Origin of the sequence: Halococcus agarilyticus (genome assembly GCF_000334895.1) — an archaeon.
Taxonomy (GTDB): domain Archaea; phylum Halobacteriota; class Halobacteria; order Halobacteriales; family Halococcaceae; genus Halococcus; species Halococcus agarilyticus.
Genome location: NZ_BAFM01000013.1, coordinates 56,715 through 83,234, shown reverse-complemented (window position 1 = coordinate 83,234; position 26,520 = coordinate 56,715). Strand labels below are relative to the sequence as shown.

The 26,520-nt window shown below is 68.7% G+C and carries 27 protein-coding genes; 14 read left to right on the top strand and 13 right to left on the bottom strand.

The window, feature by feature from the left end:
- Positions 1–33: 33 nt before the first annotated feature.
- Complete coding sequence (hmgA, locus tag TX76_RS11550) at positions 34–1,248, bottom strand: hydroxymethylglutaryl-CoA reductase (NADPH) (RefSeq protein ID WP_049902643.1); 1,215 nt, start codon at positions 1,246–1,248, stop codon at positions 34–36.
- Positions 1,249–1,874: 626 nt separating this feature from the next.
- Between hmgA and TX76_RS11545 the strand changes: the two genes are divergently transcribed.
- From TX76_RS11545 to nadC, 4 genes are all read left to right on the top strand, one after another.
- On the top strand, positions 1,875–3,452 hold the full coding sequence (locus TX76_RS11545) for an amidohydrolase (RefSeq protein ID WP_049902641.1): 1,578 nt from the start codon (positions 1,875–1,877) through the stop codon (positions 3,450–3,452).
- A 132-nt stretch (positions 3,453–3,584) separates the two neighbouring features.
- Positions 3,585–4,718, top strand: coding sequence for a quinolinate synthase NadA (gene nadA, locus TX76_RS11540; RefSeq protein ID WP_049902640.1), 1,134 nt, complete (start codon positions 3,585–3,587; stop codon positions 4,716–4,718).
- A gap of 2 nt (positions 4,719–4,720) precedes the next feature.
- A complete protein-coding gene (locus TX76_RS11535; RefSeq protein ID WP_049902639.1) occupies positions 4,721–6,301 on the top strand; it encodes an L-aspartate oxidase in 1,581 nt (526 codons plus the stop codon).
- Entirely contained in the window at positions 6,285–7,094 is an 810-nt protein-coding gene (gene nadC, locus TX76_RS11530) for a carboxylating nicotinate-nucleotide diphosphorylase (protein WP_049902637.1), read from the top strand. The genes TX76_RS11535 and nadC overlap by 17 nt, the downstream gene beginning before the upstream one ends.
- A 26-nt stretch (positions 7,095–7,120) precedes the next feature.
- Here nadC and gfo6 read toward each other — a convergent pair whose 3' ends face one another.
- Positions 7,121–8,197 carry a D-xylose 1-dehydrogenase Gfo6 gene (gfo6, locus tag TX76_RS11525; RefSeq protein ID WP_049902635.1) on the bottom strand — a complete coding sequence of 359 codons (1,077 nt, stop codon included), beginning with the start codon at positions 8,195–8,197 and terminating at the stop codon, positions 7,121–7,123.
- A 93-nt stretch (positions 8,198–8,290) separates the two neighbouring features.
- On the opposite strand from gfo6, the gene TX76_RS11520 reads away from it, so the two are divergent.
- Positions 8,291–10,225 carry an aconitate hydratase gene (locus TX76_RS11520; RefSeq protein ID WP_049902633.1) on the top strand — a complete coding sequence of 645 codons (1,935 nt, stop codon included), beginning with the start codon at positions 8,291–8,293 and terminating at the stop codon, positions 10,223–10,225.
- Between the two features lie 67 nt (positions 10,226–10,292).
- Here the strand turns inward: TX76_RS11520 and gpmI are convergent, their stop codons facing one another.
- The 3 genes from gpmI to TX76_RS11505 all read right to left on the bottom strand — a co-directional run bounded on the left by gpmI (position 10,293) and on the right by TX76_RS11505 (position 12,541).
- The gene (gpmI, locus tag TX76_RS11515; protein ID WP_049902632.1) at positions 10,293–11,876 is read right to left on the bottom strand and encodes a 2,3-bisphosphoglycerate-independent phosphoglycerate mutase; all 1,584 of its coding nucleotides are present in this window, start codon (positions 11,874–11,876) and stop codon (positions 10,293–10,295) included.
- A gap of 98 nt (positions 11,877–11,974) precedes the next feature.
- A complete protein-coding gene (locus tag TX76_RS11510; protein WP_049902630.1) occupies positions 11,975–12,100 on the bottom strand; it encodes a hypothetical protein in 126 nt (41 codons plus the stop codon).
- Between the two features lie 84 nt (positions 12,101–12,184).
- Positions 12,185–12,541 (bottom strand): DUF7113 family protein, encoded by a 357-nt coding sequence (locus TX76_RS11505; RefSeq protein ID WP_049902628.1) that lies wholly within the window; start codon positions 12,539–12,541, stop codon positions 12,185–12,187.
- Between the two features lie 120 nt (positions 12,542–12,661).
- Here TX76_RS11505 and TX76_RS11500 point away from each other — a divergent pair, with 120 nt between their 5' ends.
- The 3 genes from TX76_RS11500 to mptA all read left to right on the top strand — a co-directional run bounded on the left by TX76_RS11500 (position 12,662) and on the right by mptA (position 15,409).
- The gene (locus TX76_RS11500; protein ID WP_049902627.1) at positions 12,662–13,084 is read left to right on the top strand and encodes a universal stress protein; all 423 of its coding nucleotides are present in this window, start codon (positions 12,662–12,664) and stop codon (positions 13,082–13,084) included.
- A gap of 453 nt (positions 13,085–13,537) precedes the next feature.
- Positions 13,538–14,356: an NAD(+)/NADH kinase gene (locus tag TX76_RS11495; protein WP_049902625.1), complete on the top strand. Its 819-nt coding sequence runs from the start codon at positions 13,538–13,540 to the stop codon at positions 14,354–14,356.
- A 105-nt stretch (positions 14,357–14,461) separates the two neighbouring features.
- Positions 14,462–15,409 (top strand): GTP cyclohydrolase MptA, encoded by a 948-nt coding sequence (gene mptA / locus TX76_RS11490; protein WP_049902623.1) that lies wholly within the window; start codon positions 14,462–14,464, stop codon positions 15,407–15,409.
- A gap of 22 nt (positions 15,410–15,431) precedes the next feature.
- Here mptA and TX76_RS11485 read toward each other — a convergent pair whose 3' ends face one another.
- Genes TX76_RS11485 through TX76_RS11475 form a run of 3 tightly spaced genes read right to left on the bottom strand, consistent with a single transcriptional unit; the run spans position 15,432 to position 17,720 of the window.
- On the bottom strand, positions 15,432–16,244 hold the full coding sequence (locus TX76_RS11485; RefSeq protein WP_049902621.1) for a TrmB family transcriptional regulator: 813 nt from the start codon (positions 16,242–16,244) through the stop codon (positions 15,432–15,434).
- 54 nt (positions 16,245–16,298) lie between these two features.
- Positions 16,299–17,390: a CAF17-like 4Fe-4S cluster assembly/insertion protein YgfZ gene (gene ygfZ / locus TX76_RS11480; protein WP_049902619.1), complete on the bottom strand. Its 1,092-nt coding sequence runs from the start codon at positions 17,388–17,390 to the stop codon at positions 16,299–16,301.
- A gap of 36 nt (positions 17,391–17,426) precedes the next feature.
- Positions 17,427–17,720 (bottom strand): DUF6432 family protein, encoded by a 294-nt coding sequence (locus TX76_RS11475; protein ID WP_049902617.1) that lies wholly within the window; start codon positions 17,718–17,720, stop codon positions 17,427–17,429.
- Between the two features lie 167 nt (positions 17,721–17,887).
- Between TX76_RS11475 and TX76_RS11470 the strand changes: the two genes are divergently transcribed.
- Both TX76_RS11470 and TX76_RS11465 read left to right on the top strand, forming a co-directional pair.
- A complete protein-coding gene (locus TX76_RS11470; protein WP_049902616.1) occupies positions 17,888–18,727 on the top strand; it encodes a DUF7093 family protein in 840 nt (279 codons plus the stop codon).
- A gap of 26 nt (positions 18,728–18,753) precedes the next feature.
- Entirely contained in the window at positions 18,754–19,146 is a 393-nt protein-coding gene (locus TX76_RS11465) for a DUF5611 family protein (protein WP_049902614.1), read from the top strand.
- Between the two features lie 37 nt (positions 19,147–19,183).
- Here TX76_RS11465 and TX76_RS11460 read toward each other — a convergent pair whose 3' ends face one another.
- Positions 19,184–19,546: a cell division protein SepF gene (locus TX76_RS11460; protein WP_049902613.1), complete on the bottom strand. Its 363-nt coding sequence runs from the start codon at positions 19,544–19,546 to the stop codon at positions 19,184–19,186.
- Positions 19,547–19,772: 226 nt separating this feature from the next.
- On the opposite strand from TX76_RS11460, the gene rimI reads away from it, so the two are divergent.
- Positions 19,773–20,243, top strand: a complete 471-nt coding sequence (gene rimI / locus TX76_RS11455) for a ribosomal protein S18-alanine N-acetyltransferase (protein WP_049902612.1) — start codon at positions 19,773–19,775, stop codon at positions 20,241–20,243.
- Between the two features lie 43 nt (positions 20,244–20,286).
- Here the strand turns inward: rimI and TX76_RS11450 are convergent, their stop codons facing one another.
- The 3 genes from TX76_RS11450 to TX76_RS11440 all read right to left on the bottom strand — a co-directional run bounded on the left by TX76_RS11450 (position 20,287) and on the right by TX76_RS11440 (position 23,994).
- Complete coding sequence (locus tag TX76_RS11450; protein ID WP_049902611.1) at positions 20,287–21,354, bottom strand: S8 family peptidase; 1,068 nt, start codon at positions 21,352–21,354, stop codon at positions 20,287–20,289.
- Between the two features lie 100 nt (positions 21,355–21,454).
- Positions 21,455–22,729 carry an RDD family protein gene (locus TX76_RS11445; protein WP_049902610.1) on the bottom strand — a complete coding sequence of 425 codons (1,275 nt, stop codon included), beginning with the start codon at positions 22,727–22,729 and terminating at the stop codon, positions 21,455–21,457.
- Between the two features lie 32 nt (positions 22,730–22,761).
- The gene (locus tag TX76_RS11440; protein ID WP_049902609.1) at positions 22,762–23,994 is read right to left on the bottom strand and encodes a 3-dehydroquinate synthase II; all 1,233 of its coding nucleotides are present in this window, start codon (positions 23,992–23,994) and stop codon (positions 22,762–22,764) included.
- Between the two features lie 119 nt (positions 23,995–24,113).
- Between TX76_RS11440 and TX76_RS11435 the strand changes: the two genes are divergently transcribed.
- The 3 genes from TX76_RS11435 to TX76_RS11425 all read left to right on the top strand — a co-directional run bounded on the left by TX76_RS11435 (position 24,114) and on the right by TX76_RS11425 (position 25,648).
- Positions 24,114–24,800 carry an HAD family hydrolase gene (locus TX76_RS11435; RefSeq protein ID WP_049902608.1) on the top strand — a complete coding sequence of 229 codons (687 nt, stop codon included), beginning with the start codon at positions 24,114–24,116 and terminating at the stop codon, positions 24,798–24,800.
- A 103-nt stretch (positions 24,801–24,903) separates the two neighbouring features.
- Entirely contained in the window at positions 24,904–25,188 is a 285-nt protein-coding gene (locus tag TX76_RS11430; protein ID WP_049902695.1) for an AbrB/MazE/SpoVT family DNA-binding domain-containing protein, read from the top strand.
- On the top strand, positions 25,181–25,648 hold the full coding sequence (locus TX76_RS11425) for a type II toxin-antitoxin system VapC family toxin (RefSeq protein WP_079890816.1): 468 nt from the start codon (positions 25,181–25,183) through the stop codon (positions 25,646–25,648). The genes TX76_RS11430 and TX76_RS11425 overlap by 8 nt, the downstream gene beginning before the upstream one ends.
- A gap of 54 nt (positions 25,649–25,702) precedes the next feature.
- On the opposite strand, the gene TX76_RS11420 is transcribed toward TX76_RS11425, so the two are convergent.
- Positions 25,703–26,497: a 2-amino-3,7-dideoxy-D-threo-hept-6-ulosonate synthase gene (locus TX76_RS11420; protein ID WP_049902604.1), complete on the bottom strand. Its 795-nt coding sequence runs from the start codon at positions 26,495–26,497 to the stop codon at positions 25,703–25,705.
- Positions 26,498–26,520 lie beyond the last annotated feature (23 nt).

Sequence of the window (26,520 nt, the reverse complement as noted above, 5' to 3'; positions counted from 1 at the left end):
CCGTGGGGCCCGCGACCGGACGCCGACCGGACCTCACCGCCCGAGTTCCTCGTGAGCACTCGACAGGTTTCGGGAGGCGAGCGCGCCGAGGAGGGAGAGTTCGCCCGCGAGCGCGCCCGCACCGATCACCTCCGCGAGGCGGTCGGCGTTCGCGCCAGGTGGGTCGCCACCGCCCGCCACGCCGAGCAGCGAGAGCGCTGCGGCCTGCGTCGGCAGTTTCGTCCCGCCGCCGACGGTCCCGACTTCGAGGCTCGCGAGCGAGACGCTGGCGTAGAGTTCGTCGTCCCTGGCTTCGACGGTCGTGATCGCGTTGCTCCCCTCGACCACCTGGGCGGCGTCCTGACCGGTGGCGAGGAACACGCCCGCCACCACGTTCGCGGCGTGAGCGTTGAATCCCAGACTCCCGGCTTTCGCCGACCCGACGAGGTTCTTCCGGGTGTTGACCTCCGCGATCGCGTCGGGCGTGGCGTGGAGGCGCTCCTCGACCACCTCGTTCGGGATCGCCACGTCGGCCACCACGCTGCGGCCCCGGCCCTCGACCGCGTTGATCGCGGCGGGCTTCTTGTCGGTGCAGAGGTTGCCCGACAGCGCCACGAGGTCGGCCGACGTTTCGTCCTCGACCACCTCGCAGGCCGCCCGCGTGGCGATCGTCGCCATGTTCATTCCCATCGCGTCCTTGGTGTCGTAACCGAAGCGGAGGAACACCGAGTCGCCGACGACGTAGGGCGTCACCGCCGTGAGTTCGCCGTGGCTCGTGGTCCCCTCGGCGGCCGATTCGAGGACGTCGCGGTTCTCGCGCACCCACGAGACGACCGCCTCGGCCTCGACGACGTCCGCCACCCGAAAGACCGGCGCACGAGTCATCGAACGCTTCGTGACCCTCGCGTTCGCGCCGTCCGCCGTGCGCAGAATCGAGCAGCCTCGATTGACCGACGCGACCAGCGCGCCCTCGGTGGTCGCGAGCGGGAGGTAGTGGTCGTCGTCGGTCGCGCCGCCCGCCACGGGCAGCGGCCCGGCGACGCCGAGGGGGACTTCGATCGTGCCGATCATGTTCTCGACGTTCGATCCCACTGCGTCGGCGGGATCGAGGGCGGTTGCTTCCACGTCGTCGAGGTCGGTGTCGGTCTCGCGCGCGACGGCCAGGCGTCGCGCCTCGGCCGCGGTCGCGGGATCGGCGTGGTCGTCGAGGTCGTGGAGCGCGAGGTCACCGGTCTCGACGCGTTCAGTGAGATCCGTGGCGTCGCTCATGGTTCGAGAGCGGGTGGCCGCCGCCTAAGCGTTACCCTCTTTGGTGTGGTCGTGGACCAGAGTTGTCTCGATAACTGTCGCCGTCATTGGGACCGCCGTGATGCCGACGCAAACGAGAACCGCGAGCCACGAGCCTCCCCAACCGACTCCCTCGGTCGCTGCGCTCCCTCGGTCATCCACCGTCAGAGCTTCGCTCTGACGAGCCTGCACTCGCTCCGCTCACGGGTCGCTATGCTCCCCGTTCGCATTCGAGGTCGCCCGAGAGAGCTTCGCTCCCTCGGGATCTCGAAGTGCCTTCGGCACTTCGACGAGTCGTCGGAAGACCGCCGGTCTTCCGAGATGACGAGACGCCAAAGGCGTCTCGAACCACGCTCACTCCGTTCGCGCCTCGCACCGCTCGCGCAGACCTCGCGCGAGTCGTGCGTCTTCGACGTCTGCTCGCGGGCGTGAAGCGCGCGCTCGCACGGCCAGCGGGACCTCCGGTCCCGCTCGGCCCTCCCGCGCGCCAACCGCAATTACCGCAGCAGCTACACCACTACCACCATGCACGAAACTGGCTCGTCATCCATCCCGCACGTCTGCTTCGCTAGCTGCACCCTTATTGCGCACCCGGTCGTTCCGACGCCATGACCGACGCTGCGGACCTGGTACTCACGAACGCCGAGGTCCATCCTCTGACCGATCCCGACGAGACCGCCGAGGCGGTCGCGGTGCGCGACGGCGAGATCGTCCGCGTGGGGTCGACCTACGAGATCGACTTCCTCACGGGCGTCGATACCCGTACTTTGGACCTCGACGGCCGCGTGCTCCTCCCCGGGTTCGTCGACGCTCACACCCACATGGAAGCGCTCGGCAAGCGCCTCGTCCACGCCGACCTCGCCGACGCCACCTCGCCCGACGAGGCGGTCTCGCTGCTCGCCGAGCGCGCCGACGAACTCGACGACGGTGAGACCGACCGCGAGTGGGTCCTCGGCTTCGGTTACGACGAGAGCGCGTGGGACGAGTCGCGCTATCTCGACCGCACCGATCTCGACCGGGTGAGCACCGACCACCCAGTAGTGGCGTTCCGCGAGGACATGCACACCGCGAGCGTGAACGGCGTCGCCCTCGATCGCCTCGGCGACCGCTTGCCCCGAGAGGACGTCCGAACCGAGAACGGCGACCCCACGGGGGTGCTCGTCGAGGACGCGCTCGGCCCGGTTCGGGAGGCGACCGCGCCAGGCCGCGCCGCAACCCGTGACCTCCTCGTTGCCGCACAGGAACACGCCAACGAACTCGGCGTCACCGGCGTCCACGACATGGTTCGGGGCTCCCACGCGCCGCGGGTCTACCGCGACCTCGATTCCGCGGGGGAGCTCACGCTCAGAGTCCGGATCAACTACTGGAGCGATCACCTCGACGCCGCGATCGAAACCGGCCTCACAACCAACCACGGCAGCGAATTCGTCCGGACGGGCGCGATCAAGACCTTCACAGATGGAAGCATCGGCGCGCGGACCGCGAAGCTGACCGAGCCGTACGCCGATGCGGGAACCGTGGACGGCGAGAACAGAAACGACGAGGGAACGGGCCAGTGGGTCGTCCCACCCGCCGAGCTCCACGAACTCGTCGAACGCGCCGACGACGCTGGTTTCCAGGTGACCGCCCACGCCATCGGCGACAGGGCGGTCGAGGAAGTCCTCGCGGCCTACGCGGCGACCGACGATCCCGGCGGCGCGCGCCACCGGATCGAACACGCCGAGCTCCCGTTCGATGGAGCCATCGACCGCTTCGCCGCTCTCGACGCCGTGGCGTCGGTCCAGCCCAACTTCCTGAAGTGGGCGGACGAAGGCGGACTCTACGACACCAAGCTCGGTGACAACCGCCGAAAACGCTCGAACCCGTTTCGAGAGCTCCGCGACGCCGGGGTTCGACTCGCCTTCGGCAGCGACTGCATGCCGCTCGACCCGCTGTTGGGCGTCCATCACGCCGTGAACGCGCCCGCCGACGCCCAGCGACTCCCCGTGACCGACGCGCTCCGGGCGTACACCTGCGGCGCGGCGTACGCCGGTTTCGACGAGGATCGGTTGGGAACGATCGAATCCGGAAAGCGTGCCGACCTCGTCGCGCTCGACCGCTCGCCGTGGGACCACTCCGACGACATCGCGGCCATCGACGTCGCGACGACGATCGTCGACGGCGAGATCGTCCACGACACGCGCTGATCGCGCCTCCCGGGAGCCGTTCGACTTCTATCGTCCGAATCGATGGCTCGCCGTTCCGGCAAGGGGCGTTTGAAGAGGAAACGTTTTCAACAACAGTCTCTGTGTGCTAGTGCTACTGGAGTTCCGCCACTCATGCCAGAACTGGAAACGACGGACCTCGAAACCGACCTCAGCCTGTTCAAGTACGACAACCTCGAACAGCTTCCGCCACGATACCGGGAGTTGGCCGAATCCGAGCGCACGGAGCGCATCGAGCGCGCGCTCGACGAGCTTGGCGACGACGTGCTCGTGCTCGGGCACAACTACCAGCGCGAGGAGATCGTCGAGCACGCCGACTTCATCGGCGACTCCTATGCCCTCTCGAAGCGCGCCGCCGAGGCCGACGCCGATCACGTCGTGTTCTGCGGGGTGACGTTCATGGCCGAATCCGCCGACATCATCACCGACGACTCTCAAACTGTTATCCTCCCCTCGATGGAGGCCTCCTGCCCGATGGCGGGGATGGCCGAAGCCCTGCAAGTCGACGCCGCGTGGGCGGAGATCACCGACGCCGCGCCCGACGAGAACATCATCCCCGTAACCTATATGAACTCCTACGCCGACCTGAAGGCGTTCTGTGCCGAGCAGGGCGGCCTCGTCTGCACGTCCTCGAACGCCCACAAGGCCTTCGAGTACGCCTTCGAGCGCGGCGACAAAGTCCTCTTTCTCCCCGACAAGCATCTCGGCGAGAACACCGCTCACAGGTTAGGAATGGAGGATAACACGGCCGTCTGGGACCCATGGGATCCCGAGGGCAAGGATGCGAGCGAGGTCGCGGCGGCCGACATCGTGCTCTGGGAGGGGTACTGCCAGGTCCACGAGCGTTTCCGCGAGAGCCACGTCGAGCAAGTTCGAGAAGACCACCCCGACGCGAACGTGGTCGTCCATCCCGAGTGCCGCCGCGAGGTCGTCGAGGCCGCCGACGTGGTGGGGTCGACCAGCACGATCACCGACACGGTGGCCGAGGCCGAGCCGGGCGAGACGTGGGCCATTGGAACCGAGATCCACCTCGCGAACCACCTCGCGCGGTGGCATCCCGCAGTCGAGATCCTCCCGCTCTGTGGCGACGCGTGCATGGACTGCAACGCGATGCGCCAGATCGATCCCAACTACCTGACGTGGGTGCTCGAAGAGCTGGTCGAGGGCCGCGAGCGCAACGTGATCGAGGTCGCGCCCGAGGAAAAGGAGCTCGCCGGCGTGGCGCTCGACCGAATGTTGGAGATCTGACCGTGCCTGGAACCGGAGCGAACGGCGGCGAGACGGCGGACGAGACCGACACAACGACGGTCGAGACGCTGGTGGTCGGCAGCGGCGTCGCGGGCTGTGCGGCGGCGCTCGCGGCCGCGCGAGCCGGTCAGGACGTGTTGCTCGTGACGAAGGCCGAACGGCCGGCGGACGCGACGAGCTGGTGGGCCCAGGGTGGGGTCGCGGTCTCGCGCGAGCACCCTGAAGCGTTCAAGCAGGACATCCTCACCGCGAGCGACGGCGCAGCCGACCCCGACGCGGTCGATGTGCTGGTCGAGAACGCGAACGACGCCGTCGAGGACGTGCTCGTGGAGACGCTCGATGTGCCGTTCGACACCGACGAGAACGGGGATGGGGAGTTCGCGTACGGCCGCGAGGCCGCCCACGGCGAGCGCCGGATCCTCCACGTGAACGCGAGCACCGGCCGCCACGTCCTCGGCCCGTTCCTCTCGCATCTCGACGACCATCCCAACGTGGCGATCCGCGAGGACACCGCGGCGCTCGAACTCCTCACCCGCGAAGGGCGAGTTCACGGCGCGATGGTCCAGTCCGTTGGAACTGTGGAACCCGTCTACGCGGGCGCGACCGTGCTCGCCACGGGCGGGATCGGCGCGCTCTACGACCGCTCGACCAACCCCACAGGCGCGACCGGCGACGGGATCGCGATGGCGGCGCTCGCCGGAGCCGACGTCACGGACATGGAGTACGTCCAGTTCCATCCGACGGCGTACGCAGGGGACGAACCGTTCCTGCTGAGCGAGGCCGTCCGTGGGGAGGGGGCGCTGCTCCGCAACGGCGATAATGAGCGGTTCATGCCCGAGTACCATCCGGACGCCGAACTCGCGCCACGGGACGTGGTCGCGCGCACCGTGGCGGCAGAGCGCGACCGAACCGGCGACGTGGTGCTCGACGTCTCGCCGCTCGACTTCGAGGCGGAGTTCCCGGACCTCGCCGCGAAGTGTGAAGAACGCGGAATCGACGTCGAAACGGGGGTTCCGGTGTCGCCCGCCGAGCACTTCGTCTGCGGCGGGATCGACGTCGACTCGCGTGGCCGGGCGAGTCTCGATCGGTTGTTCGCGGTCGGGGAGTGTTCTCGAACGGGGGTTCACGGCGCGAATCGGCTCGCCTCGACGAGTCTGTTGGAGGGTCTGGTGTGGGGTTTGCGCGCGGGCCAGGCCGCCGCTGCGGACGGGGCCGACCCCACGGTGGTCGAGGCCCCCGACCTCCGCGACAGCGACCCCGCGCTTCCCGAGGCGTTCGCCGAAGAGAAGTTCGGCCGACTGCGACGGACGACGGAGGAGTACGTCGGCCTCGCCCGCACCCCTGACGGTCTCCGTCGAGCACGCGCGGCGATCCGGCGGCTAAAGGGCGAGGTCGACGCCTACGTCCGGACGCGCACCTCGCGCGAGCTCTACGAACTCCGGGCCGCGACCGTGACAGGACTGCTGATCGTTCGGGCCGCGAGCGAGAACGCCGAGTCGCGCGGCTGTCACCACCTCGTCGACGAGAGCGCCGAGACGACCGATGCCGGCGAGGAGAACGAGGCCCATGCCGGTCGACCGTAGCCAGGTCGAGCGGTGGCTCCGCGAGGACCTCGGCCACCACGACGTGACCAACGACGTGCCAGGCGACACGACGGGACGATTGGTCGCGAAGGAGTCGGGCGTCGCGGCCGGACTGGAGGCCGCCGTCGCGGTGTTCGACCATCTCGGAGTCGGGGTCGAGACGCGCGTCGATCCGGGTGAGCGGGTCGAGTCGGGCGACACGGTTCTGACCGTCGACGGTGCGGCACGCGCGGTGCTCCGTGGCGAGCGCGTCGCGGTCAACGTCGCGGGCCACGCCTCCGGGATCGCCACACGTACGAGAAAAGCCGTGGACGCCGCCCGCGAGGTGAGCGACGCGGTGCGGATCGCGGGGACGCGCAAGACCACGCCAGGCCTCCGCGGCGTCGAAAAGCGCGCGATCGTGGCGGGTGGCGGCGACACCCACCGGCTCGATCTCTCACACATGGTGATGGTGAAGGACAACCATATCGCCGAGATGGGCCTCGAAGACGCCGTGTCGCACTTCCGCGAGCGCGCCTCCTTCGCCACGAAGATCGAAGTCGAGGTCGAGCGTCCTGCGGACGGCCGGCGGGCCGCCGAGGCCGGTGCGGACATCGTGCTGTTCGACAACCTCGCGCCCGAAGCGGTCGCAGAGGGTGTCGAGGCGCTGCCCGCGGGTGTGCTCGTGGAGACCAGCGGCGGGATCACGCTCGACACCGTTCCCGAACACGCCGCCACCGGCGTCGACGTGATCTCGTTGGGATCGCTCACCCATTCGGCCCCGGCGCTCGACTACTCGTTTCGCACCGGCTGACGCCGTTCCCGTCACGATTCCTGCGGCTACGACGACGGCGACAGCTCGACGCGCTCACCGGTTTCGGCGGACTCGTAGGCCGCTTCGATGATTCGGAGGTCGGCCAGCCCGTCCTCGCCGTCGGTCTCACAGTCCTCGCCGGTGAGCACGCAGTGCGCGAAGTAATCGAACTCCTCGCGGACCTCGTCGACCGAGGGGCCGGCGTAGCGGGTGTGGGTGTCGCCGCGCTCGACCACGATCTCCTGGGAGACGTCGCCGCCGAAGGGGTCGGTGATGAGCACCTGGCCGTCGGTGCCGAGCACCTGGAGGCGGCTGTCGGGGTGGGCGTCGAAGCTCGCCGTGCACGAGGCAGTCACGCCACCCGGGAAGGAGAGTTGGAGGGCGACGTGCTCGTCCACGCGGTCGAACGGCGCTTCCCCGGAGTGGGTCTCGGCCACCACCCCAACGGGATCGGCGTCGAGCAGGAAGCGGGTGGTGTTGAGCGGGTACACCCCGAGATCCATCAGCGCGCCGCCGCCCGCGACGTCGGGATCGAGCCGCCACGTATCGGGACTCATCTCGTCGAGCAGCCTCGTGGAGAAGCCGCCGTGGACCTGAACCGGGTCGCCGATCGCACCGTCGGCGATCAGCTCGCGCATCCGTCTGACCGCGGGTTCGGTCCGGAGCCGGTAGGCAGTCATGCACACCACGCTGGCCTCGGCGCAGGCGTCGACCATCCGCTCGGCCGCTGCATGGTCTGCAGCGAGTGGCTTCTCACAGAGGACGTGTTTGCCGCGATCGGCGGCCGCCGTCGCGTACTCCTCGTGGAACGCCGGCGGGGTGGCGACGTAGACCGCGTCGTATTCTTCACTGGCCTCCCCGTCGCGGAACGCCTCGTAGCCGAGCACTCGCTCGACGCCGAACGTCTCGGCGAGGCCCCCCGCTTTCTCGGGCGAACTGCTCACGAGGACGGTGGCCTCGCAGAACGCCGCGTCGCGGATCGCGGGCAGCGCGCGCTCGCGGGCGAACCCACCGAGGCCGACCACGGCGAGTTCGACCTGCCCCTCGTCGATCGTCTGCCAGTCACGTCGGGTGAACCCCTCGAAGTAGCCGTCGAGAGCCATCACTCGCGCTACGGCCGGCAGCGGTAATACGGTTTCCCGACGCGAGGGATATCAGCACAAGAGCAAAGACCGTCCTCCGCGTAGCGCCGACCAATGTCCGGAACCGTCGCGGAGCAACTCATCGACGACCATCTCGTCGAAGGGGAGATGAAACCAGGCGAGGAGATCGCCCTCGAGATCGACCAGACGCTGACACAGGACGCCACCGGCACGATGGTGATGCTCGAACTCGAAGCCATGGACGTCGAGCACATCGAGAGCGAGCTCTCGGCCCAGTACGTGGATCACAACCTGATCCAGGAGGACAACAAGAACCCCGACGACCACCTCTTCCTGGAGAGCGCCTGCGAGAAGTGGGGCGTCTGGTACTCCGCCGCCGGCAACGGCGTCTCCCATCCCGTCCACCAGCAGCGCTTCGGCGTCCCCGGCAAGACGCTGCTCGGCTCGGACTCGCACACGCCGGCTGCGGGCGCGATGGGGATGCTGGCGATCGGTTCCGGGGGACTGGATATCGCGATGGCGATGGCCGGCGAACCCTACCACGTGGCGATGCCCGAGGTGTGGGGCGTCGAACTCACAGGAGAACTCCCCGACTGGTGCAGCGCGAAGGACGTGATCCTCGAGATGCTGCGTCGCCACGACGTCGACGGCGGCGTCGGTCGCGTGATCGAGTATCACGGCCCCGGCTTGGAGACCCTGACCGCGATGGACCGCCACGTGATCGCCAACATGGGGACCGAACTCGGGGCCACTTCGACTGTGTTCCCCGCCGACGACGCCGTGAAGCGGTTCCTCGCCCAGCAGGGTCGCGAGGACGAGTTCCGGGAACTGCGCGCCGCCGCCGACGCCGAGTACCACGTCACCGAGACCATCGCGCTCGACGAAATCGAGCCGTTGATCGCCAAACCCTCCAGCCCGGGGAACGTCGTCCCGGTGACCGAGGTGGCTAGCGAGGACCTCTATCAGGCCTACATCGGCTCCAGCGCGAACCCCGGACTTCGGGATTTCGCGGTGCCGGCGATGATGGTCGAAGGCGAGCGAGTCCCGCCCGCGGTGAGCTTCGACGTGAATCCCACCTCCCGGCAGCTGCTCCAGAACCTGACCGAGATGGGCCATCTGGGGGATCTGTACGCGAGCGGCGCGCGCGTTCACCAGGCCGGCTGCAACGGCTGCATCGGGATGGGCCAGGCACCCGCCACCGGTAGGAACAGCCTGCGCACGGTGCCGAGAAACTTCCCCGGGCGCACCGGCACCCGCGAGGACAGCGTGTTCCTCTGTAGCCCGGAGACCGCGACCGCGAGCGCGCTCGCCGGCGAGATCACGGACCCGCGCACGCTCGAAGACACCCACGACATGGCCTATCCCGAGTGGTCCGAACCCGAGGAAGTCATCGTGGACGAGGCGGCGCTGAGCCCGCCGCCCGAGGAGCCCGGTGGCGAACTCGAAAAGGGGCCGAACGTGAAATCCTTGCCCGAGTTCGAGGCGGTTCCCGACTCGCTCGCCGGTCCCGTACTCATGAAAGTCGGCGACGACATCTCGACCGACGAGATCATGCCCGCCGGATCGGATGTCCTTCCCTACCGCTCGAACATCCCGAAGATCAGCGAGTGGGTGTTCGATCAGGTCGAGCAGGGCTTTCACGAGCGCGCCGAAGCGCAGGGCGCGCCGTGGTTGGCCGTCGGTGGGTCGAACTACGGCCAGGGAAGTTCGCGCGAGCACGCCGCCCTCGCCCCCTACCACCTCGGAATGCGGGCCGCGCTGGCCGTGAGCTATGCCCGCATCCACTGGCAGAACCTCGTGAACTTCGGGATCGTGCCGCTCGAGTTCACGGATCGGGACGACTACGACGCCATCGAGCAGGGCGACAGCCTCGAACTTCCTGACGTCCGTGCGGAGCTGCAGAGCGGCTCCGCCGTCACCGTGCGCAACGCCACGCGGGACACCACGTTCACGGCCGAACACACGCTGAGCCCGCGGCAGGTCGAGATCGTGCTCCAGGGCGGGATGATCGAGGACTACAAGCGCTGACCCCGGCGGTGAGAGGGAACGAGATGCAGCCGTCGTGAGTCGGGGAACGAATCCCGAGCCGCGCGGTCTACCCGTCCACGAGCAGCGTCTCGCCGGTCATCGCCGCAGGTATCTCGATGCCGAGCAGCGAAAGGAGCGTCGGCGCGACGTCGGCGAGCTCACCGTCGGGGCGCACACGTCGGTCTTCCGACGATGCGTCGTCGGGCGTGAGGTAGATCAGCGGTACGGGGTTCAGCGTGTGCGCCGTGTCGGGGTCGCCTGGCGTGCCCATGTCGTCGGCGTTACCGTGATCGGCGGTTACGAGCACGTGCGCTCCCGCCCAGTGGCAGGCCGTGACCAGCCGATCGAGCTGGGTGTCGACGGCTTCGACCGCGGCGACCGCCGCGTCGAAGTCGCCGGTGTGACCCACCATATCGGGGTTCGCGTAGTTGAGTACCATCACGTCGGGATCCTCGGATTCGATGGTCTCGATGGCCGTGTCGGTCACCGCTTCGGCGCTCATCTCCGGCTGGTGGTCGTAGGTCGGCACGTCCGGGCTGTCGACGATCTCCCGGATCTCGCCGTCGAACTCGACTTCGCGTCCGCCGTTCAGGAAGTAGGTGACGTGGGGGTACTTCTCGGATTCGGCGATGCGGAGCTGGGTCAGCCCATTGGCGGCGAGCGTCTCGCCGAGGCTGTCCTCGGGCTCGTGGGGTTCGAACGCCACGGGAAAGTCGAACGTCTCGTCGTACTCGGTCATCGTCACCAGGTGGATCGCGGGCTGATCGAGATCGAACCCCCAGTCGGGCTGCGTGGCAGTAAGCATCCGGACCAGCTGGCGCGCGCGGTCCGCCCGGAAGTTGAACCAGACGACCGAATCGCCGTCGGCGAGCGCCGGCCCGCCCTGCTCACGGCTCCGCCGCTCGCTCCCCGAGCTCGTTCCAGAGGCGCTTTGCGCCCCGCCCTCGACCAGCGTCGGCTCGACGAACTCGTCGGTCTCGCCGCGGTCGTACGACGCTTCGACTGCCGCGACCGCCGTCTCGGTCGTGTGATCGGCGTCGCGGTCGACGATGGCGTCGTATGCCCGCTTAGTCCGGTCCCAGTTTTCGTCCCTGTCCATCGCGTAGTACCGCCCGGTGACGGTGGCGATGTCGCCGGTACCGTGCTCGTCGATCGTGTCCTCGAGATCGGCGAGGTAGCCCGCGCCGCTCCTCGGTGGCGTATCTCGGCCGTCAGCAAAGGCGTGCGTGACCGCCTCCACGCCGTACTCGGCGGCGGCCTCGATCAGCGCGTGGAGGTGACGCTGGTCGGAGTGCACGCCGCCGTCGCTCACCAGGCCCATGAAGTGGATCCGACCGCCGTTCGTTGCGGCGTGGGCGAACGCCGACTCGATGGCGGCGTTTTTCGGGAGCTCGCCCGCCTCGATCGCCCGCGTGATCCGGGTGTACTGCTGGTCGATCACCCTCCCTGCGCCGATGGTGAGGTGGCCGACCTCGCTGTTGCCCATCTGGCCGGCGGGGAGGCCGACCGCCCGTCCGGAGGTGTCGAGGGTGCCCGTCGCTCCCTCGTCGGCGAGGCGATCCATCGTGGGCGTGTCGGCCGCCCGGACCGCGTCGAGCCGATCGTGGTCCCCGATCCCCCAGCCGTCGAGCACGACGAGCGCCGCTCGCATACCTGGCCCTCACCGGCGGTGGGTAACTATCCTTCGCACTCGTCGCGCGGGCGTTTCGCCGTCTCGCCGTTCCGGCTGGCGGTCGATTTCGCCTCCGGTCAGCCGAACAGTCGGAGGCCGACGCCGATCGCGATCACGACGAGGCCGAGAATCGACGTGATCGGTTCGGGGAGAAACAGCATGACGATGCCGACCGCGATTACCAGGGTACTCGTTCTGACCATGCGATCCACAGCGCCCGGAGCCGGATAGGCGATCGGCTTTCGAGCGCCGGTTCGTCCGGAAGCCCCGGTGTCGATGTCGCCTGGCTACGGAACCGATCCGCCGTGAACGTCCGGTTCGCGCTCGACGATCTCGACCTCGACGTCGGCCTCGGCGACACCGATCCGGGCGAACTGGGTCCGGAGATGCTCACGCGCCCCGGTGACCGCGCGCTCGCGCGTCTCGAACCCGTGGGCCACCGGCGATTCGAAGGCGACGTTCACCGTTTCGCCGCCGACGCGCTGGCGCTGCCCACCGGATTCGACCTCGTAGAAGGAGTCACAGACCCAGACGTAGGGGGCGTCCTCGTCGGGCGCGCCGCTGAAGGAGGGGGCGTCCTCGCCGCGCTCGTAGAGCGTGCCGGTCAGATCGGTTCCGCCGGCCCGCCCACGGATCAGGAGCATAGCTCCTCGTCGGTCCCGAGCGGACAAAACCCCGACGTTCGGGGCGCGATCCGCGGCAGCCGATACCGTCCGGTGCGAACAAGCCGTGGATTTAACTCGGCGGGTATGGTACCTTTTCACATGGCGAAACGCGTGCTGGTGCCGATCGACGGCTCGGACGGAGCGTGGAACGCGCTGGATCACGCCGCCGCAGAACACCCCGACGCACGCTTCACGCTGCTGTACGTCATCAATCCGGTCGGGGCGGGCGCGGGCGGTCAGGTCGGCGATGTCGGCTACGCCGAGGAGTGGTACGAGACCGCCGAACGCCGGGCCGAGGAGCTGTTCGACGCCGCCGCCGACCGTCTCGGTAGTCATGGGTTCGACAGCGAGATCGTGGTCGGCCGGCCCGCTCAGACGATCGTGGAGTTCGCCGACGAGCACCCGATCGACGCGATCGTGATGGGGAGTCACGGCCGCGAAGGTGTCTCACGCATCCTGCTCGGCAGCGTCGCCGAGACCACCGTCCGGCGCTCGCCGGTGCCCGTGACGGTCGTCCGCTGAACGTTTTTACTTCGTCGGGTGCGCTCGCTTCGCTCGCGCACCACTCCTCGCAAAAACGTTCATGAAAAACACCCGCTCGCTCCCTCCGGTCGCTCGCGGTACAACAACTACCCCTCTCCGCACCGCTCCGCAACCACACAGCACTGCCCGAGCCCTCGCTCACTCCGTTCGCTCGCCCTCGATCCACCGAGGACCGCCCCCGCAGCCGCAACCGCCGAAGCCCTCGGCGCGCGCTCACTTCGTTCGCTACTCACGGGTCGCTTCGCTCCCCGTTCGCGCGCTTCGCCCTTCATCCGCCAGGAGAGCAAGCTCTCCTGAGCCTCGGCTCACTTCGTTCGCCGAGACGCCAGGCCCGCACCGCCACCGCAACCAACCCGCCTCCGCAGCCGCGCCGCCACCGCACGGCACGCCGGACCACGCGCTTTTTGCCCGGCGGGGGCTGAACGAGGGGTGATGAACGTCGGGATCGTCGCTCGGCGAGGCAACGAGCGCGCGGCCGCACTCGCTGGCGACGTTCGCGAGCGTCTCAGCGACGAGGGCGTCGAGGTCCGGCTCGACGAGGCGACCGCCGACGCGCTCGACTGCGCGGGGCACGCAGTCGACCGGATGAGCGAATGCGATCTCGTGGTCTCGATCGGCGGCGACGGCACGTTCCTCTTCGCCGCGCGTGGCGCTGGCGAGACTCCCATTATGGGGGTGAATCTCGGCGAGGTCGGGTTCCTGAACGCCACCCCGCCGGGGGAAGCGGTGGCGACGGTCGAGCGCGAGGTCGAACGCACCGAAGTCGAGGGTCAGCCCCGCACCCACACCGTCCCGCGGCTCCGCGCGACCAACGACGGCGAGACGCTGCCGCCCGCGCTCAACGAGATCGTGGTCCAGGGTCAGCGCGGCCCCGGTCGCGGGGCCGACGTCGTGGTCGAGATCGACGGATCGCCGTACTTCGACAGCCGCGCCGACGGCGTGCTCGTCGCCACCCCGACCGGCTCGACCGCCTACAATCTGAGCGAGGGCGGCCCACTGGTCCATCCCGACGTCGACGCGCTTGTCGTCACCGCGATGTGTGCGGACGAGACGATGCCGCCGCTGGTCGTCGACGCCAACGAGGTCGTCGTCCGGGTGACGAACGCGCCCGAAGCGGTCGTCGTGGGCGACGGCCGGACCCGCGAGACGGTCGACCTCCCGGCGGAGATCACCGTCGACCGCGCCCCGGCACCGCTGCGGATCGCCGGCCCGCCGCTCGAATTCTTCAGCGCGCTCGACAAGCTCGACTGACCGCACCCGTCCACGCCGCCAATCGACCGACCGATGGTTGCGAAAGCGCGAAACGGTTTGCGGCTTTCGCAAAACGTAACCAGCGCCACCACCAACACCGATCCAATGAGCCAGCAGCTGCCGGACGTCCAGGCCGCCCAGCCCGACGTCACTGTCGGCCTCAACCGGGTCGGCGTCACCGGGGTCGAGAAGCTCGTCGAACTCGATCGCCCCGACGACCGCCCGATCGTCCTGATGGCGGAGTTCGAGGTGTTCGTCGACCTCCCCTCGTGGCGCAAGGGCGCGGACATGAGCCGGAACATGGAGGTCATCGACGAGACGCTGGAGGCGGCGGTCGCGGAGCCGGCCTACCGGGTCGAGGACGTCTGCGGCGACGCCGCCGAGCGCCTGCTCGAAAAGCACGCCTATACTACGGAGGCGACCGTCGAGATGGAGGCCGAACTCGTCACGCGCGAGCGCACCCCCGCAAGCGACCGGCCGACTCAGGGCACCGCGACCATCATCGCCGGAGCCTGTGCGACCGACGAGGGCACCACCGAGGAGATCGGGACCCGCGTGACGGGGATGACGGTCTGTCCGTGCTCGCAGGGGATGTCGGACTCGCGCGCCCGCGAGACCCTCGCGGATCTCGGCGTCGACGACGAAACGACGGAAGAGTTCCTCGATCGCGTCCCCCAGGCGGGCCACTCCCAGCGCGGCCACGCGACGCTCCGGATCGAGAGCGACGGCGCGCCCGAAGCCGACCTCGACGAGCTGATCGACGTGGCGCGCGAGTCGATGAGCGCCCGGATCTACAATCTCGCGAAGCGCCCCGACGAGGACTACATGACCGAGCACGCCCACGCCAACGCGAAGTTCGTCGAGGACTGCGTCCGCGACATGGCCGAGGGCGTGGTCCGGGAGTTCCCCGACCTCCCCGACGACGCGGTCGTGACGATGAAACAGTCCAACGACGAGTCGATCCACCAGCACAACGCCCACGCCGAGCGGGTCGCCGAGGTGCGCACGCTCCGCGAGGAACTCGACGGTGCGGACGTCCCCGCCGACGACTGACCGCTGATCCGCCCCGCTCCCCCTATCCCTCACCGAGCGCGAGCGGCTCGGCTCGCTCCCACCGTGGCGTAAACTCCTCTAAGATTTCCGTCGCGAACGCCGGGTCCTGGAAGTCGATCATCGCGAACGACTTCGAACTGTCGAGCGGGTGGGGCACCTCGATGCAGGTCTCGACCCCGTCGATCACCGTGAACGTGCGCTCGACCGCGTCGCTGGTCCGGGTGGCGAAGCGCTCGTTCGGCGCGAGCCGGTCGAGGTAGCGCTCGCCGACCGTCTCGGGCAGCGCCGACACGAGATCCGGACGCATCAGCAGCGAGACCTCGACGCCGCGCTCGACCGCCGCATCGAGTTCCGCGGTGACCCGATCACCGACCGAATCGACGTCGAACTGCCGGGAGAGCGCCGAAGCCACCATGACCACGCTCTCGTCGGCGGTCGCGAGCCGCTCGACGAGGAGATCGGCGGTGTCGGCCGGCCCGACCGCCGCCGTCCAGAACGTCTCGTTCGACCCGTCGGTCGCGTCGAGCTCGCCGATCAGATCGTCGACGATCTCCTCGTACTGATCGGCTTTGGCGTCGAGTTCGCGCCGGCGGTCCTCCAGCAGCCGTGAGAGCGCGGTGTCGGGCTCGACCGCGACGTACTTCTTCGGCCGGCTCGCGGTCTGGGCGCGCACCAATCCGTGAGTCTCGATGCTCGCGAGGACGTCGTAGATCCGTCCCATCGGGACCTCGCTCGCGCGCGAGAGCTCCTTCGCGGTCGTCGGCCCGGTGTCGAGCAGCGCCCGGTAGACCCGCGCCTCGTACTCCGAGAGACCGAGATCCCTGAGGCTCGCCATACCTCCATCCGTGACCCCGCGCGGATAAACCCACCGCCAGTTTACACCGATCGCTCAGGTCTCGCCGTAGTCGGGCAGTCGCGCCGACCGATCGCTCCCGTCGACGAACGGCAGCGCTTCCTTGGTCGCGGCGTGCTCCTCGCCTTCATTGTCGATCGCGAGGTCGTCGACTGCGGCGTCGAATTCAACGAGTGCGAGCGCGATCGGTGCTTCGAGCATCGGGCTCTCGGCCGCGCGGGTCACTTCGCCGATCTCCTCAGCCCCGGCGAGCACCGTCGCGCCGGGTTCGGGAAGCGTCTCACACTGGAGCCCCACGAGGCGACGACTCGGCTGGCCGCGGTTCTCGACGCGGCTGACGACTTCCTGGCCGACGTAACACCCCTTCTCGAAGTCGAGCGCGTTCCGGAGCCCGAGCACGTTCGGGATCCGTCCTTCGAGTTCGGTGTGATAGAGCGGCGTCCCGGCTTCGAGCGTGAGCGCGTCCCACGTCCGATAGCCGAACGGTGCGGCGTTCAGCCCGTTGTTGATGAGGGTATCGAACACCGATTCGGCGCGATCGGTTGCACAGATCACCTCGTACCCCTCCTCGCCAGCGAGGCCGTCGCCCCGGATCACCGTCACGCCGTCGTCGCCCATCGTCCCGCGCACGAACCCGAGGTGTGCTTCGGGCGTGCTCGCACCGTTCAGCACGCTCGCGATCTTCTCGGTCGCCTTTGCGCCGTGGACGCCGAACACGCCGAACGCCTCGGTGGCGACCTCGATTTCGACGTCCTGGATGAACGTCTTCTCGCTCCAGTCGTCGGCGACGGGGGCGGCGCGCTCGGGCGGGGTGAAGAGGAGAAGGCGCTCGCCGGCGTTGTAGACGTAGAGATCGGTCTCGATCCGTCCCTGGGGATCACACAGGAGTGCATAACAGCCCGCGCCGTCCTCGTGAGGAACACGGTTCGAGACGGCGTTGTCCACGAACTCGACCCGGTCGTCGCCGGTGACGGTGAGCACGCCGTAGCCCATCTCGATCGTGCCGACCACGTTCCGGACGGCGCGGGCCGCCCGATCGGGCCGGCCGTACTCGGCGGCGACCCGGACGCCGCCGCGCTCTTCGAACGTCGCGCCGTGGGATTCGTGGACGGCTTCGACGAGCGTCATTGCCGGGTTCTGCGCCCCACGTGGGGATAAGTCGTACTATAGACCGAGCCGGTCGCGGACCTGGTCGAAAAAGGACTCCTCGGTGTCCTGCGCGCCTGGTTCGGGCACCACCCGCTCGTCGGGTTTGATCAGCGTGCGCTCGCCGTCGTCGTCGGCTTCGATCAGGCCGTCGGCCTTGAGCGCGGCGAGTGCGTCCTCCAGGTCGTCGATGCCGACCGCGACGTGCGAGCGGAGTTCGAACACGGTCATGCCGTCCTGACGGTCGACCAGCGCGTCGAGGACGGCCACCTCCGTGTCGGCGCGGTCCCGGAACTCCCGCTTTGCCCTCATGGAGTGGGCGTTCGACCGGGCTCACCTTACTCTTGTCCCCTCGATGGGGTGAAACCGTCCTCCTCGCGCCGCCCCGCTCACACCGTCCCGCTCGGCCGACCGTCGCCCGCTCCCGACGCCCCCCGAAGGGGAGTCTTTATGCCGAACAGGGTCACAATGGCGTGTCAATGGGGATTCGCTGTTCGGTGCTCGGGCACGACTACGGCGACGCCGGCGTCGAGCGCGAGCGCGACGAACGAGGGGAGGAGGTCGTCCGGACGGCGCGGCAGGTTCGGACGTGCCGTCGCTGCGGCCACGAGCGCACGGTAACCGAAAACACCGAGGTCACGGCGCTCGAACCCGAGGCGGGCGTGGTCCGCGACGGGGATGGCCGGGTGGTCGCGGCGACCGCCGAAGAGAACGTGGCGACCGACGGCACCGGCACGATCACGATCGAGGGCGGCGCGCTCGACGACGCGAGCGAACGCGACGCCGAGGAAAGCGGCGATCCGATGAACGTCGACTCGCTCGACGACGCCGCGTCCGCCACCGAGACCGCCACGGGGACTGCGGAGACCGAACACGACCAGGTGGACGACGAACCACGCGGCCGCCCCGACGCCGCGCGGGACGAGGGGGAAGTCGCGACCGTCGACGAGGACGCCGACGGCGCGCGCGGCCGTGCGCCGGGCGAGTGGCCCGCCGACCCCGACCACGAGACCACGAACGCGACTCGATCCGGCGGGACGTCGACGGGGTCGCTCACCCCCATCGACGGCGGGTCGCACGCCACGAGCGCGGCGTCGGAGCCGAAACCGCTGTCGGACGGGTGGGCGGCGACGACCGACGAACCGATGGCCGATGTCGAGGGGACGAACGGTGCGGCCGGGGAGGGGCGATCGGGCGAGACGTTCGCGTGCTCGGCGTGTGGGTTCACCGCCGCGGTCGCCGACTCGCCGCTCCGGGCGGGCGACATCTGCCCCGAGTGCCGGGCGGGCTATCTCGGACGCGAGACGCGAAAGGGATAACCCCGCCCCTCGCAAACGGGCCGTTCATGCGCGAGTACAAGATGCGACGCGGCGAGCATCTCGACGACCGGATCCCCGAGATGGAACGCACCGTCGAGGAGTTCTTCGGGGAGATTACGGCGACAACCGAGCACAACGGCAGCGACCTCCACGTGGTCGAAGAGCCCGAGAACCCGGTGTTCGAGCGGATCGTCGCGGGGAGGGTTTCCTACGGCAGCAAGAAGGACACCTTGGCTGTGGACTTCGAGGAGCGCCCGGCCGAGGAGGTCATCGCCGGGGGCAACGCCGACGCGGCCGCCGACGCGGTCGACGCGAAAAACGAGTTCCTGCTCGAAGCCACCGGCCGCGACGCCAAGAGCCGGCGGGAATCGATGAAACGGACCGTCGAAGACGACGCCGATACACCCGACAACGTCTGATCGGCGATCGCCGACCGGCGAAGAAGGAGGGGTGGCGTCAGTGACCGAGTTTCGTGCGGCTGATGGCGACCGACCCGGGCGTGATGATGAGCTGGTCGTCGGCCTTCTGGACGATGTCGCCGCCGACCTCGCTCGTGATCTCCTGGAGGTCGCCGACGATGCGCTCCATCGTCTCGTCGGTGGTGGTGGCGCGGGTGATGTCGGCGACCACGACGTCGCCGTCGTAGATCGCGTTCTTGATGTCGATGACGTCGCGCTGGCTGTCGATGCTGGCGATGTGTACCGTGGTCGCCGTCTCGCCGACCGAGCCCTCGACGTCCTCGGCATCGAGTTCGACGTACTCGCCGCCGCCCCCGCGCCGCGGCTCACGACTCCCGAGAAGGCTGTCCATCAGACCCATGCCCGCTACCGCGGCCGTCGGCGGTATATCTCTTACGACGCAGCCACACCCGTCCCAGTCGAGCACCGCTGCGTCGGCCGGTCGCTCCCGATCGACCGCCGGCGAGCGACGACCGTCGGATCGGTCGTCGCCTGTCCGGCTTCCGTAACCTGCCGCCACCGGTATCCGACAGCCACCCGGAACGGCGCTCCGGCAGTATAAATGGGTGCGCGTCGTACACGGTGGCGTGACCACGACGGCCACGGCCGACCGACCCGTGCGGACCCGCGAGGCCGCCCGGGCCGACCTCCTCGCCGTGTTCCGGATCGAGAAGGCCTCCTTCGCCCAGCCGTGGCCGTACCGCGCGTTCGAGCGGTTCCTCGGCGAACCCGGCTTTCTGGTCGCCGACACCGACGAGGTAGTTGGGTATGTGCTCGCCGACGTGACGCCGAACGGCGGCCGACAGGTCGGCCACGTCAAGGACATCGCGGTCGCCCCCGCGTTCCGAGGTCGGGGCGTCGGCGCGACCCTGCTCGGACGTGCGATCGACGTGGTGCGCGACCGAAGGGCGAGCTCGGTCAGGCTCGAAGTCCGCGAGAGCAACGAACCCGCGATCGCGCTGTATCGCCGGTTCGGGTTCGTCCACCGAAGCACCTCGTCGGGCTACTACGCCGACGGCGAGGACGCGCTCGTCCTGGTCCGGGAGCTCGACGGGTGAGCCCCAGGGTGTGGCCCACCGTTTCCGTCCGTGGCGTCCACAGTCAGCACTCCTCCTCGGAATCGCTCCCCACGGCGGCCGCGTAGTCGGCGAGACCGGCTCCGTCGCGCGGCTGGTCCGGGATGTCCCGCGCCGCCGCCTCGAACTCGCGCATGATCGTCTCCGGCGGCGTCGATCCCCCAGCGTCGAGATACTTCGCCACCATGCCAGCCACCTCGGGTGCCGAAAAGGAGGTCCCCGACGACTTCACCCACGGCCCGTCGAGATCGGTCCCCATCGTCGTCCCCGACGCCTGAGCGAGCCGGTTGTCCTTGCCGATGGCGGCCACGTCGGGGTTGTCGCGCTCGGGGTTGTACGAGGAGAACTCCGCGATCGTCCCCTCTTCGGTGCAGGCCGCGATCGAGAACGCGCGCTCGGCGGTCGCGGGGCTGCCCGACTTCTCGCCGGAGTTCCCCGCAGAGACGACGTCCCGCACGCCCTTCTCGACGAGCGAGTCGTGGGTGCGGTTGATCGCGCGCGAGGTCTCCTGCGAGCCCCACGACATGTTCACGACGTCGTAGGCGTCGGTGTTGTCGTGGAGCCACTCGTAGGCGCGCATGATGACGTTGTTTTTCGTCCGGCCCTCCGCGCCGAAGATCCGGAGCGCGATCAGGTCCGCATCGGGCGCGAGTCGCGTGATCTGGCCCAGCACGGCCGTTCCGTGACCGACCGCATCGCCCGTGCCCGACCCCGTGACGTCGACCTGCTCGATGCTCTTCCCCTCGAAGGCCGGATGGTCGGGGTCGACACCCGAATCCATCGCCACCACGGTGAGGTCGTCGCCGGTGGCGTCGTCTGTGGGGACGTCGTGGAGTCGCCGAACGTCTTCGATCGTGGCCACCCTGTCGTGCTCCTCGCTCACGTGTGCAGGCTCGATGTGGGGCTCGACCGCGTAGTTCGCCTCGATCGCGAGCACGCGGTCGTCGTCGGCGATGGCCGACTCGTGTTCGGTCTCGCACTCGACGAGCGCCGCGCTCCCGACGTCGCCGAAGTCGTAGGTTTCAACGACGTCGCAGTCTTTTCCTTCGAGGAACTCGGCGGGTTCGCGCGCGAAGACGATGCGTTCGTTCATTGGTCCCACGGCTCGTTCTTTCGGTCGCACCGTCTTAACGTTGTTCCGGACGCCGGACAGAAATCACGTGACGGAGGGTGCTCAACGCGGACCCCCTCCGTCACGAGTCGGTCCTCGTGACGACGGTGCCGGCGGCCAGGTCCCCGAGTCGTTGCTGGCGTCGGGTGAGCGCCGCGACGACGAACCCGACGAGGTAGAACGGCGGGAAATCGACGATCCGGAGGAGGTTGCGCACCGCGGCGCTTCGCGCCGAGCACCGCGACCCGTCGGTGGCCACGACGACCAGGCCGCGGAGTCGTTTGCCGATCGTCCGGCCGAACGCCGCCTCGAGGACGAACCCGTACACCACCGGGGTCGAGAGCGCGCCGACCAGCAACCCCACTGGTATCGACCCGAGGAGGACTTCCGAGATGGCACCGCCCACGATCGCCATCGGCAGGGCGAGCACGCCGACGACGACGAGATCGATCAGCGCTGCACCGGTCCGGACGGGAAGCGTTCGAGGGTCGAGCGGTTCGCGCGGGTCGGGGTTGGCGAACACGCTGCCGTCGTCCGCCGACGGTTCGGGATCGGCGCGTTCGTCGTCCGAGCGCCGGAGCCACTTGCTCGCCCTGGATCGAGTGATCGAGATCCCGGTATCGCTTGCCAGGCGAACGAGACCACTGAGGTGGGCTTTGCCGGTGATCAGACAGACTCGCTCGTGGCCGTTTTCGGACGAGATCGCCTCGATTCGCCGCAGCATGTGTCGGTTCCGTTCGGAAAGCGTTCGCTTGACGACCGCCACGAACGCGAGGAAGAACGCGGCGACGACGGGGAGCGAGAGGAACCCGTACCGGAACCCAACACCGACCGCGAACCACGGCACCACCGCACCGAAGAGCGAGCCGAGGGAAGGAGCGTAACGAGCCGGGAGGCTGACCACCAGCCACGCCGCGAGCAGCAACGCGGCCGTCGTCAGCACCGATCGCGGCCGGAGCACACCGAGCCCGGCGGCGACCCCCCAGTTCGCGACGATCCACGTCCACGGACTGTCGGCCGCGGTGAACAGCGGATGGTCGTCGACACGGTAGAGCGCCACGTCGCGTTCGTCGCTCAGGCGACGTGCGGCGCTCATTTCGGTGCTGAGCAGCGGGCTCATCCCCCGGTTGAGGAGCACGAACAGCGGCATCTGCAGGAGGCTGTTGAGGACGAGCCCGAAGAAGAAGACGGGGGCCTTCAGCAGGCAGCGACCGTACGTGGTCCAGCTCGGATCTTCCTCGGGGTATTCGATGAACAGCGCGTCGACGTCTCCCGCGTACTCCCGGAGCTCGGTCGTGACCTTTCCGGGCCGATCGAGGTGGACGACACCGAACAGTCGGAGGGCGACGGAGTCCATCGACTGTGGACTCTCGCGACCGGCTGAAATAGCTACTTCTCGACGATCCGCTCGTCGACCGCCTCGCCGAAGTGGCGGGCGGTCTCCTCGTAGTGGACCCGGACCTCGTCGCCCGGCTCGAGGTCGGTCACCGCCCGCGGCCCGTCGCGGGTGGCGACTTTGATGGTCTCGGCGTTCTGGAGCAACGTTTCGATCCGGTCTCCGTCGGGTGTGGCGTCACTCTCGCCCGACTCGGCCTCGTCGACTGGCTTGGATCCGTCGGCGTCGTCCGACCCGGCGTCATTTCCCACTTCGGCCTCGATCCGGAACATCGGCCGGCGCTCGATCTTCGCACGCCCGACGACCGCCTCGCGCGCCCGGCCGTCGGTGTCGACCACCTGAACCTCGTCGCCGCTGCCCACCTCCGCGAGATACTTCGTCCCGCCGCCGGGCGTCCGGACGTAGGCGTGGACTGCACCGGCGTTCACCCTGAACGGTCTGGAGGCGACGTACGGCGACTCGGCGGTCTCGGCGTGAACGAAGAAGAGCCCGCGACTCATCGATCCCACGAGCATCCCCTCGTCGCTCTCCATCAGCGAGCCGGTGTCGACGCAGACCCGGTCGGCGGAGCCGACCCGCTCGATCGCGGTGATCGTCGCCCACTGGAGGTCGAGCTGCTCGCGCTCGGCCTCCTCCCTGACCTCGACGGTGCGCCGGATCTCGTCGGGGTCGTCCGAATCGAGGAGCACGCCATCGGCCCCGGTTTCGAGCGTCTCGAACGCGGTGCGGGCCTCCTCGGCGGTTTCGACGCCCGCGACGAGCTCGGTCTCGTCGCCGATCCGCGCGATCAGGTTTTCGAGCGGGATGATGGTCCAGTCCTCGCTCACCACGAGGGTGTGATCGGCGGCCTCGGCCGCGCTCTCGGCGAAGGACTCGTAGTCCTGATTGAACACCCGGACGTAGGCGGTGTCGGCGTCGCCCCGTCGGAGCGCGGAGAGGTCCGCCGAGCCCGAGTGATCCGGGGGGAGGTCGGCGGTGCCGTCGCCCTCGCCGTCCTTGCCCACGACGCTCGCGTCCGGGCCGTCCTCGGCGTCGCCGATGACGTCCGGGCCGGCGGTTTCGAACGCCGCGACCGACACCCGTCCGAGATCCCGAACCCGCGAGACGTCGTCCTCGTCGACGAGAACCCAGTCGACGCCGGCTTCGAGCCCCGCGGTGATCCGTTTCTTTCGTTGCTCCCAGTCGCCCACCGCGTCGTCGGCCTTGAGCCAGACGGAACGTGTCATAGCGTGGCGCTCGGTGCGGGGCGGCTTGAACGTGGCGAAACCACCAGCGGGCTTCCGACGGGCTCACGGACCGACGCCGCGGCCGAACGCTTATCGCCGCCGCTCGCCAACGGCCGGCAGTGACGACACCCCCGATCTCGGCGATCTGTTTCGATCTCGACGGCACGCTGCTGACGTACAACCAGAACCCCGACGTCGTCCTCGCGACCGCGTTCGACGACGCGGGCGTCGAGCAGTTCTGTGAGCCGACCCAGCTCTGGGCCGCCGCCGACGGGGTCGAGGACGCCGACGACGACATCGACTTCCTGACGAAGACCTTCCGCGTCGCGGGCGAGCGCCACGACGGTGGGATCGACAGTCCGGGCGTGCTCGCGCGGGCGTACGACGACGCGACCGATCACACCGACGTCGCCTTTCGCCCCGGCGCGCAAGCGGCGCTGGAGCGCGCTCGTGAGCACGGCCGCGTCGGTCTGATCACGAACGGCGGGCGGGCGACCCAGCAGCAAAAGCTCGACGCGCTCGACATCCACGACGCCTTCGAGACCCACGTCTACGCCGGTGAAATGACCCCTCCAAAGCCCGCCACCGAGCCGTTCGACCAGGCATTGACCGCCCTCGACGCGGAGCCCGAGCGGACGCTGTACGTGGGGAACTCGCTGCGTCACGACGTGGCGGGCGCGCGGGCCGCCGGCCTCCGGGCGGCGTGGTTCCCGGTCACGGGTGACCGTGACGACCGCAGCGACGGCGACGATCACGACCCCCATTACGTCTTCGACAGCCTCCACGATCTCGGCGACGTGCTCTGAGTCGTCCCGTAGCAGTAGACGACGCGCTCGGTCGTTTGAAACAAAGGCTAGAACCACCAGTGTGGACGAAACGGTTATCTTTGTTCCCACCTTCAGTGGGAACATGGCGACGCTGGATTCGAAAGGGCGGATCGTCCTCCCGAAGGAGGTGCGAGAGCGACTCGGCATCACCCCCGGTACGGAAGTGGACGTCCGCGAGGAAGACGGGAAAGCGATCGTCGAGCCCGAAGACGACCCCGAGCAAATCATCGACCGCATGGAACAACTCATCGGAGAAACGGCATCGGAGCGTGGGGAGACGACGCCGCTCGACGACGCAGTCGACCCGATTGCTCGGAAGCACAGGGCTGCTGTGCGGAGCGGCGCGGAGAAAACCGGCGATGAGTGACGCTGGCGGTCCATATCTGTTCGATGTCGGCGTCATTGCCCTCGCACACACGGAGGCCCCCGTTCGTGATGCTGCGCTCTCCTACGTCCGGGCTGCCATCGCCGGCGAGATCGATGCCGTCGTCCCGTATCCCGCACTGTTGGGTGCGCACACCGTCCTGACGACGTACTACGGGCGCTCGAACGCGGACGCCTCACGACTCCTCCGGAACTTCATGGACGCAAGGCGAATCCACTGGCACGACGGGCTATCCGAAGACATCGTTCGGGACGGATTTTCTCGGGCGAGTGAAACGAATGTCGGTGGCTGGGACGGGTACTACGCACAGGTAGCGATCGTCGAAGGGGTGAACACCGTGGTGACGATCGACGACGACTTCGAACGGTTCGATGCGTTCGCTACCGAAGTCGTTCTCTCCGCCGACGAATTCAGCGAGCTGAACCGATTTCTCGGGGACTGATTCGATTTCCGTCGAGTCGCCGCACCGTCACTGACAGGGGCGTGTGCTCCCCGCTTAGGCCTCGACCGCGAGCCCGGCACGATCGAGTGCGTCGTCGGCCGGGAGGTCGTCGTGGACGACGCCCGCGACCGCACGGGTGATCGCCTCGGGATCGTCGTGCTGGAAGATCGTCCGCCCCATCGAGACGCCGGCCGCGCCCGCGTCCATCGCGCCCCGAACGGCGTCGAGCGTCGCGTGATCGCCCTCGGGCTCGCCGCCCGCGATCACCACCGGGAGTCGGGTCGACTCGACGACGTGTTCGAAGCTCTCGCTGTCGCCCGAGTAGCCGGTCTTCACCACGTCGGCACCCAACTCTTCGCCCAGCCGGACCGCGTGGCCGAGGCGTTCGGGATCGGCCTCGTCGACGCCTGGCCCGCGGGCGTACGTCATCGCGAGCACCGGGATGCCGAACTCGCGCGCGCGTTCGGTCAGTCGTGCGAGATCCTCGATCTGTTCGGGTTCGGAATCGCTGCCGACGTTGATGTGAAAGGAGACCGCGTCCGCGCCCGCCCGGATCGCCTCCTCGACCGTGCCCGTCCGCCGCTTGTCGTTGGTGTCCGGGCCGGTCGCGGTCGAGCCGTTCAGATGGATCACGTAGCCCGCACCGTTCTTGTTCGGGTGGACCCGCGGCGCGATTCCCTTCTGTGTCAGGACCGCGTCCGCGCCGCCGCGTGTCACCGCGTCGATCGTGTCCTCGATTCGCTTCAGCCCGTCGACGGCTCCGAGCGTGATGCCGTGGTCCATCGGGACCGTGAGGTACCGCCCATCCGTACCGATCCGATCGAGTCGTGCCTGCGTGCCGGGGTTCATACTGGTATTCGATGCCACGGCGG

Coding starts and splice junctions, on each gene's coding strand:
- hmgA (WP_049902643.1), bottom strand. CDS start 1,248: ATGAGCGACGCCACGGATCTCACTGAACGCGTCGAGACCGGTGACCTC.
- TX76_RS11545 (WP_049902641.1), top strand. CDS start 1,875: ATGACCGACGCTGCGGACCTGGTACTCACGAACGCCGAGGTCCATCCT.
- nadA (WP_049902640.1), top strand. CDS start 3,585: ATGCCAGAACTGGAAACGACGGACCTCGAAACCGACCTCAGCCTGTTC.
- nadC (WP_049902637.1), top strand. CDS start 6,285: ATGCCGGTCGACCGTAGCCAGGTCGAGCGGTGGCTCCGCGAGGACCTC.
- gfo6 (WP_049902635.1), bottom strand. CDS start 8,197: ATGGCTCTCGACGGCTACTTCGAGGGGTTCACCCGACGTGACTGGCAG.
- TX76_RS11520 (WP_049902633.1), top strand. CDS start 8,291: ATGTCCGGAACCGTCGCGGAGCAACTCATCGACGACCATCTCGTCGAA.
- gpmI (WP_049902632.1), bottom strand. CDS start 11,876: ATGCGAGCGGCGCTCGTCGTGCTCGACGGCTGGGGGATCGGGGACCAC.
- TX76_RS11510 (WP_049902630.1), bottom strand. CDS start 12,100: ATGGTCAGAACGAGTACCCTGGTAATCGCGGTCGGCATCGTCATGCTG.
- TX76_RS11505 (WP_049902628.1), bottom strand. CDS start 12,541: ATGCTCCTGATCCGTGGGCGGGCCGGCGGAACCGATCTGACCGGCACG.
- TX76_RS11500 (WP_049902627.1), top strand. CDS start 12,662: ATGGCGAAACGCGTGCTGGTGCCGATCGACGGCTCGGACGGAGCGTGG.
- TX76_RS11495 (WP_049902625.1), top strand. CDS start 13,538: ATGAACGTCGGGATCGTCGCTCGGCGAGGCAACGAGCGCGCGGCCGCA.
- mptA (WP_049902623.1), top strand. CDS start 14,462: ATGAGCCAGCAGCTGCCGGACGTCCAGGCCGCCCAGCCCGACGTCACT.
- TX76_RS11485 (WP_049902621.1), bottom strand. CDS start 16,244: ATGGCGAGCCTCAGGGATCTCGGTCTCTCGGAGTACGAGGCGCGGGTC.
- ygfZ (WP_049902619.1), bottom strand. CDS start 17,390: ATGACGCTCGTCGAAGCCGTCCACGAATCCCACGGCGCGACGTTCGAA.
- TX76_RS11475 (WP_049902617.1), bottom strand. CDS start 17,720: ATGAGGGCAAAGCGGGAGTTCCGGGACCGCGCCGACACGGAGGTGGCC.
- TX76_RS11470 (WP_049902616.1), top strand. CDS start 17,888: ATGGGGATTCGCTGTTCGGTGCTCGGGCACGACTACGGCGACGCCGGC.
- TX76_RS11465 (WP_049902614.1), top strand. CDS start 18,754: ATGCGCGAGTACAAGATGCGACGCGGCGAGCATCTCGACGACCGGATC.
- TX76_RS11460 (WP_049902613.1), bottom strand. CDS start 19,546: ATGGGTCTGATGGACAGCCTTCTCGGGAGTCGTGAGCCGCGGCGCGGG.
- TX76_RS11450 (WP_049902611.1), bottom strand. CDS start 21,354: ATGAACGAACGCATCGTCTTCGCGCGCGAACCCGCCGAGTTCCTCGAA.
- TX76_RS11445 (WP_049902610.1), bottom strand. CDS start 22,729: ATGGACTCCGTCGCCCTCCGACTGTTCGGTGTCGTCCACCTCGATCGG.
- TX76_RS11440 (WP_049902609.1), bottom strand. CDS start 23,994: ATGACACGTTCCGTCTGGCTCAAGGCCGACGACGCGGTGGGCGACTGG.
- TX76_RS11430 (WP_049902695.1), top strand. CDS start 24,904: ATGGCGACGCTGGATTCGAAAGGGCGGATCGTCCTCCCGAAGGAGGTG.
- TX76_RS11425 (WP_079890816.1), top strand. CDS start 25,181: ATGAGTGACGCTGGCGGTCCATATCTGTTCGATGTCGGCGTCATTGCC.
- TX76_RS11420 (WP_049902604.1), bottom strand. CDS start 26,497: ATGAACCCCGGCACGCAGGCACGACTCGATCGGATCGGTACGGATGGG.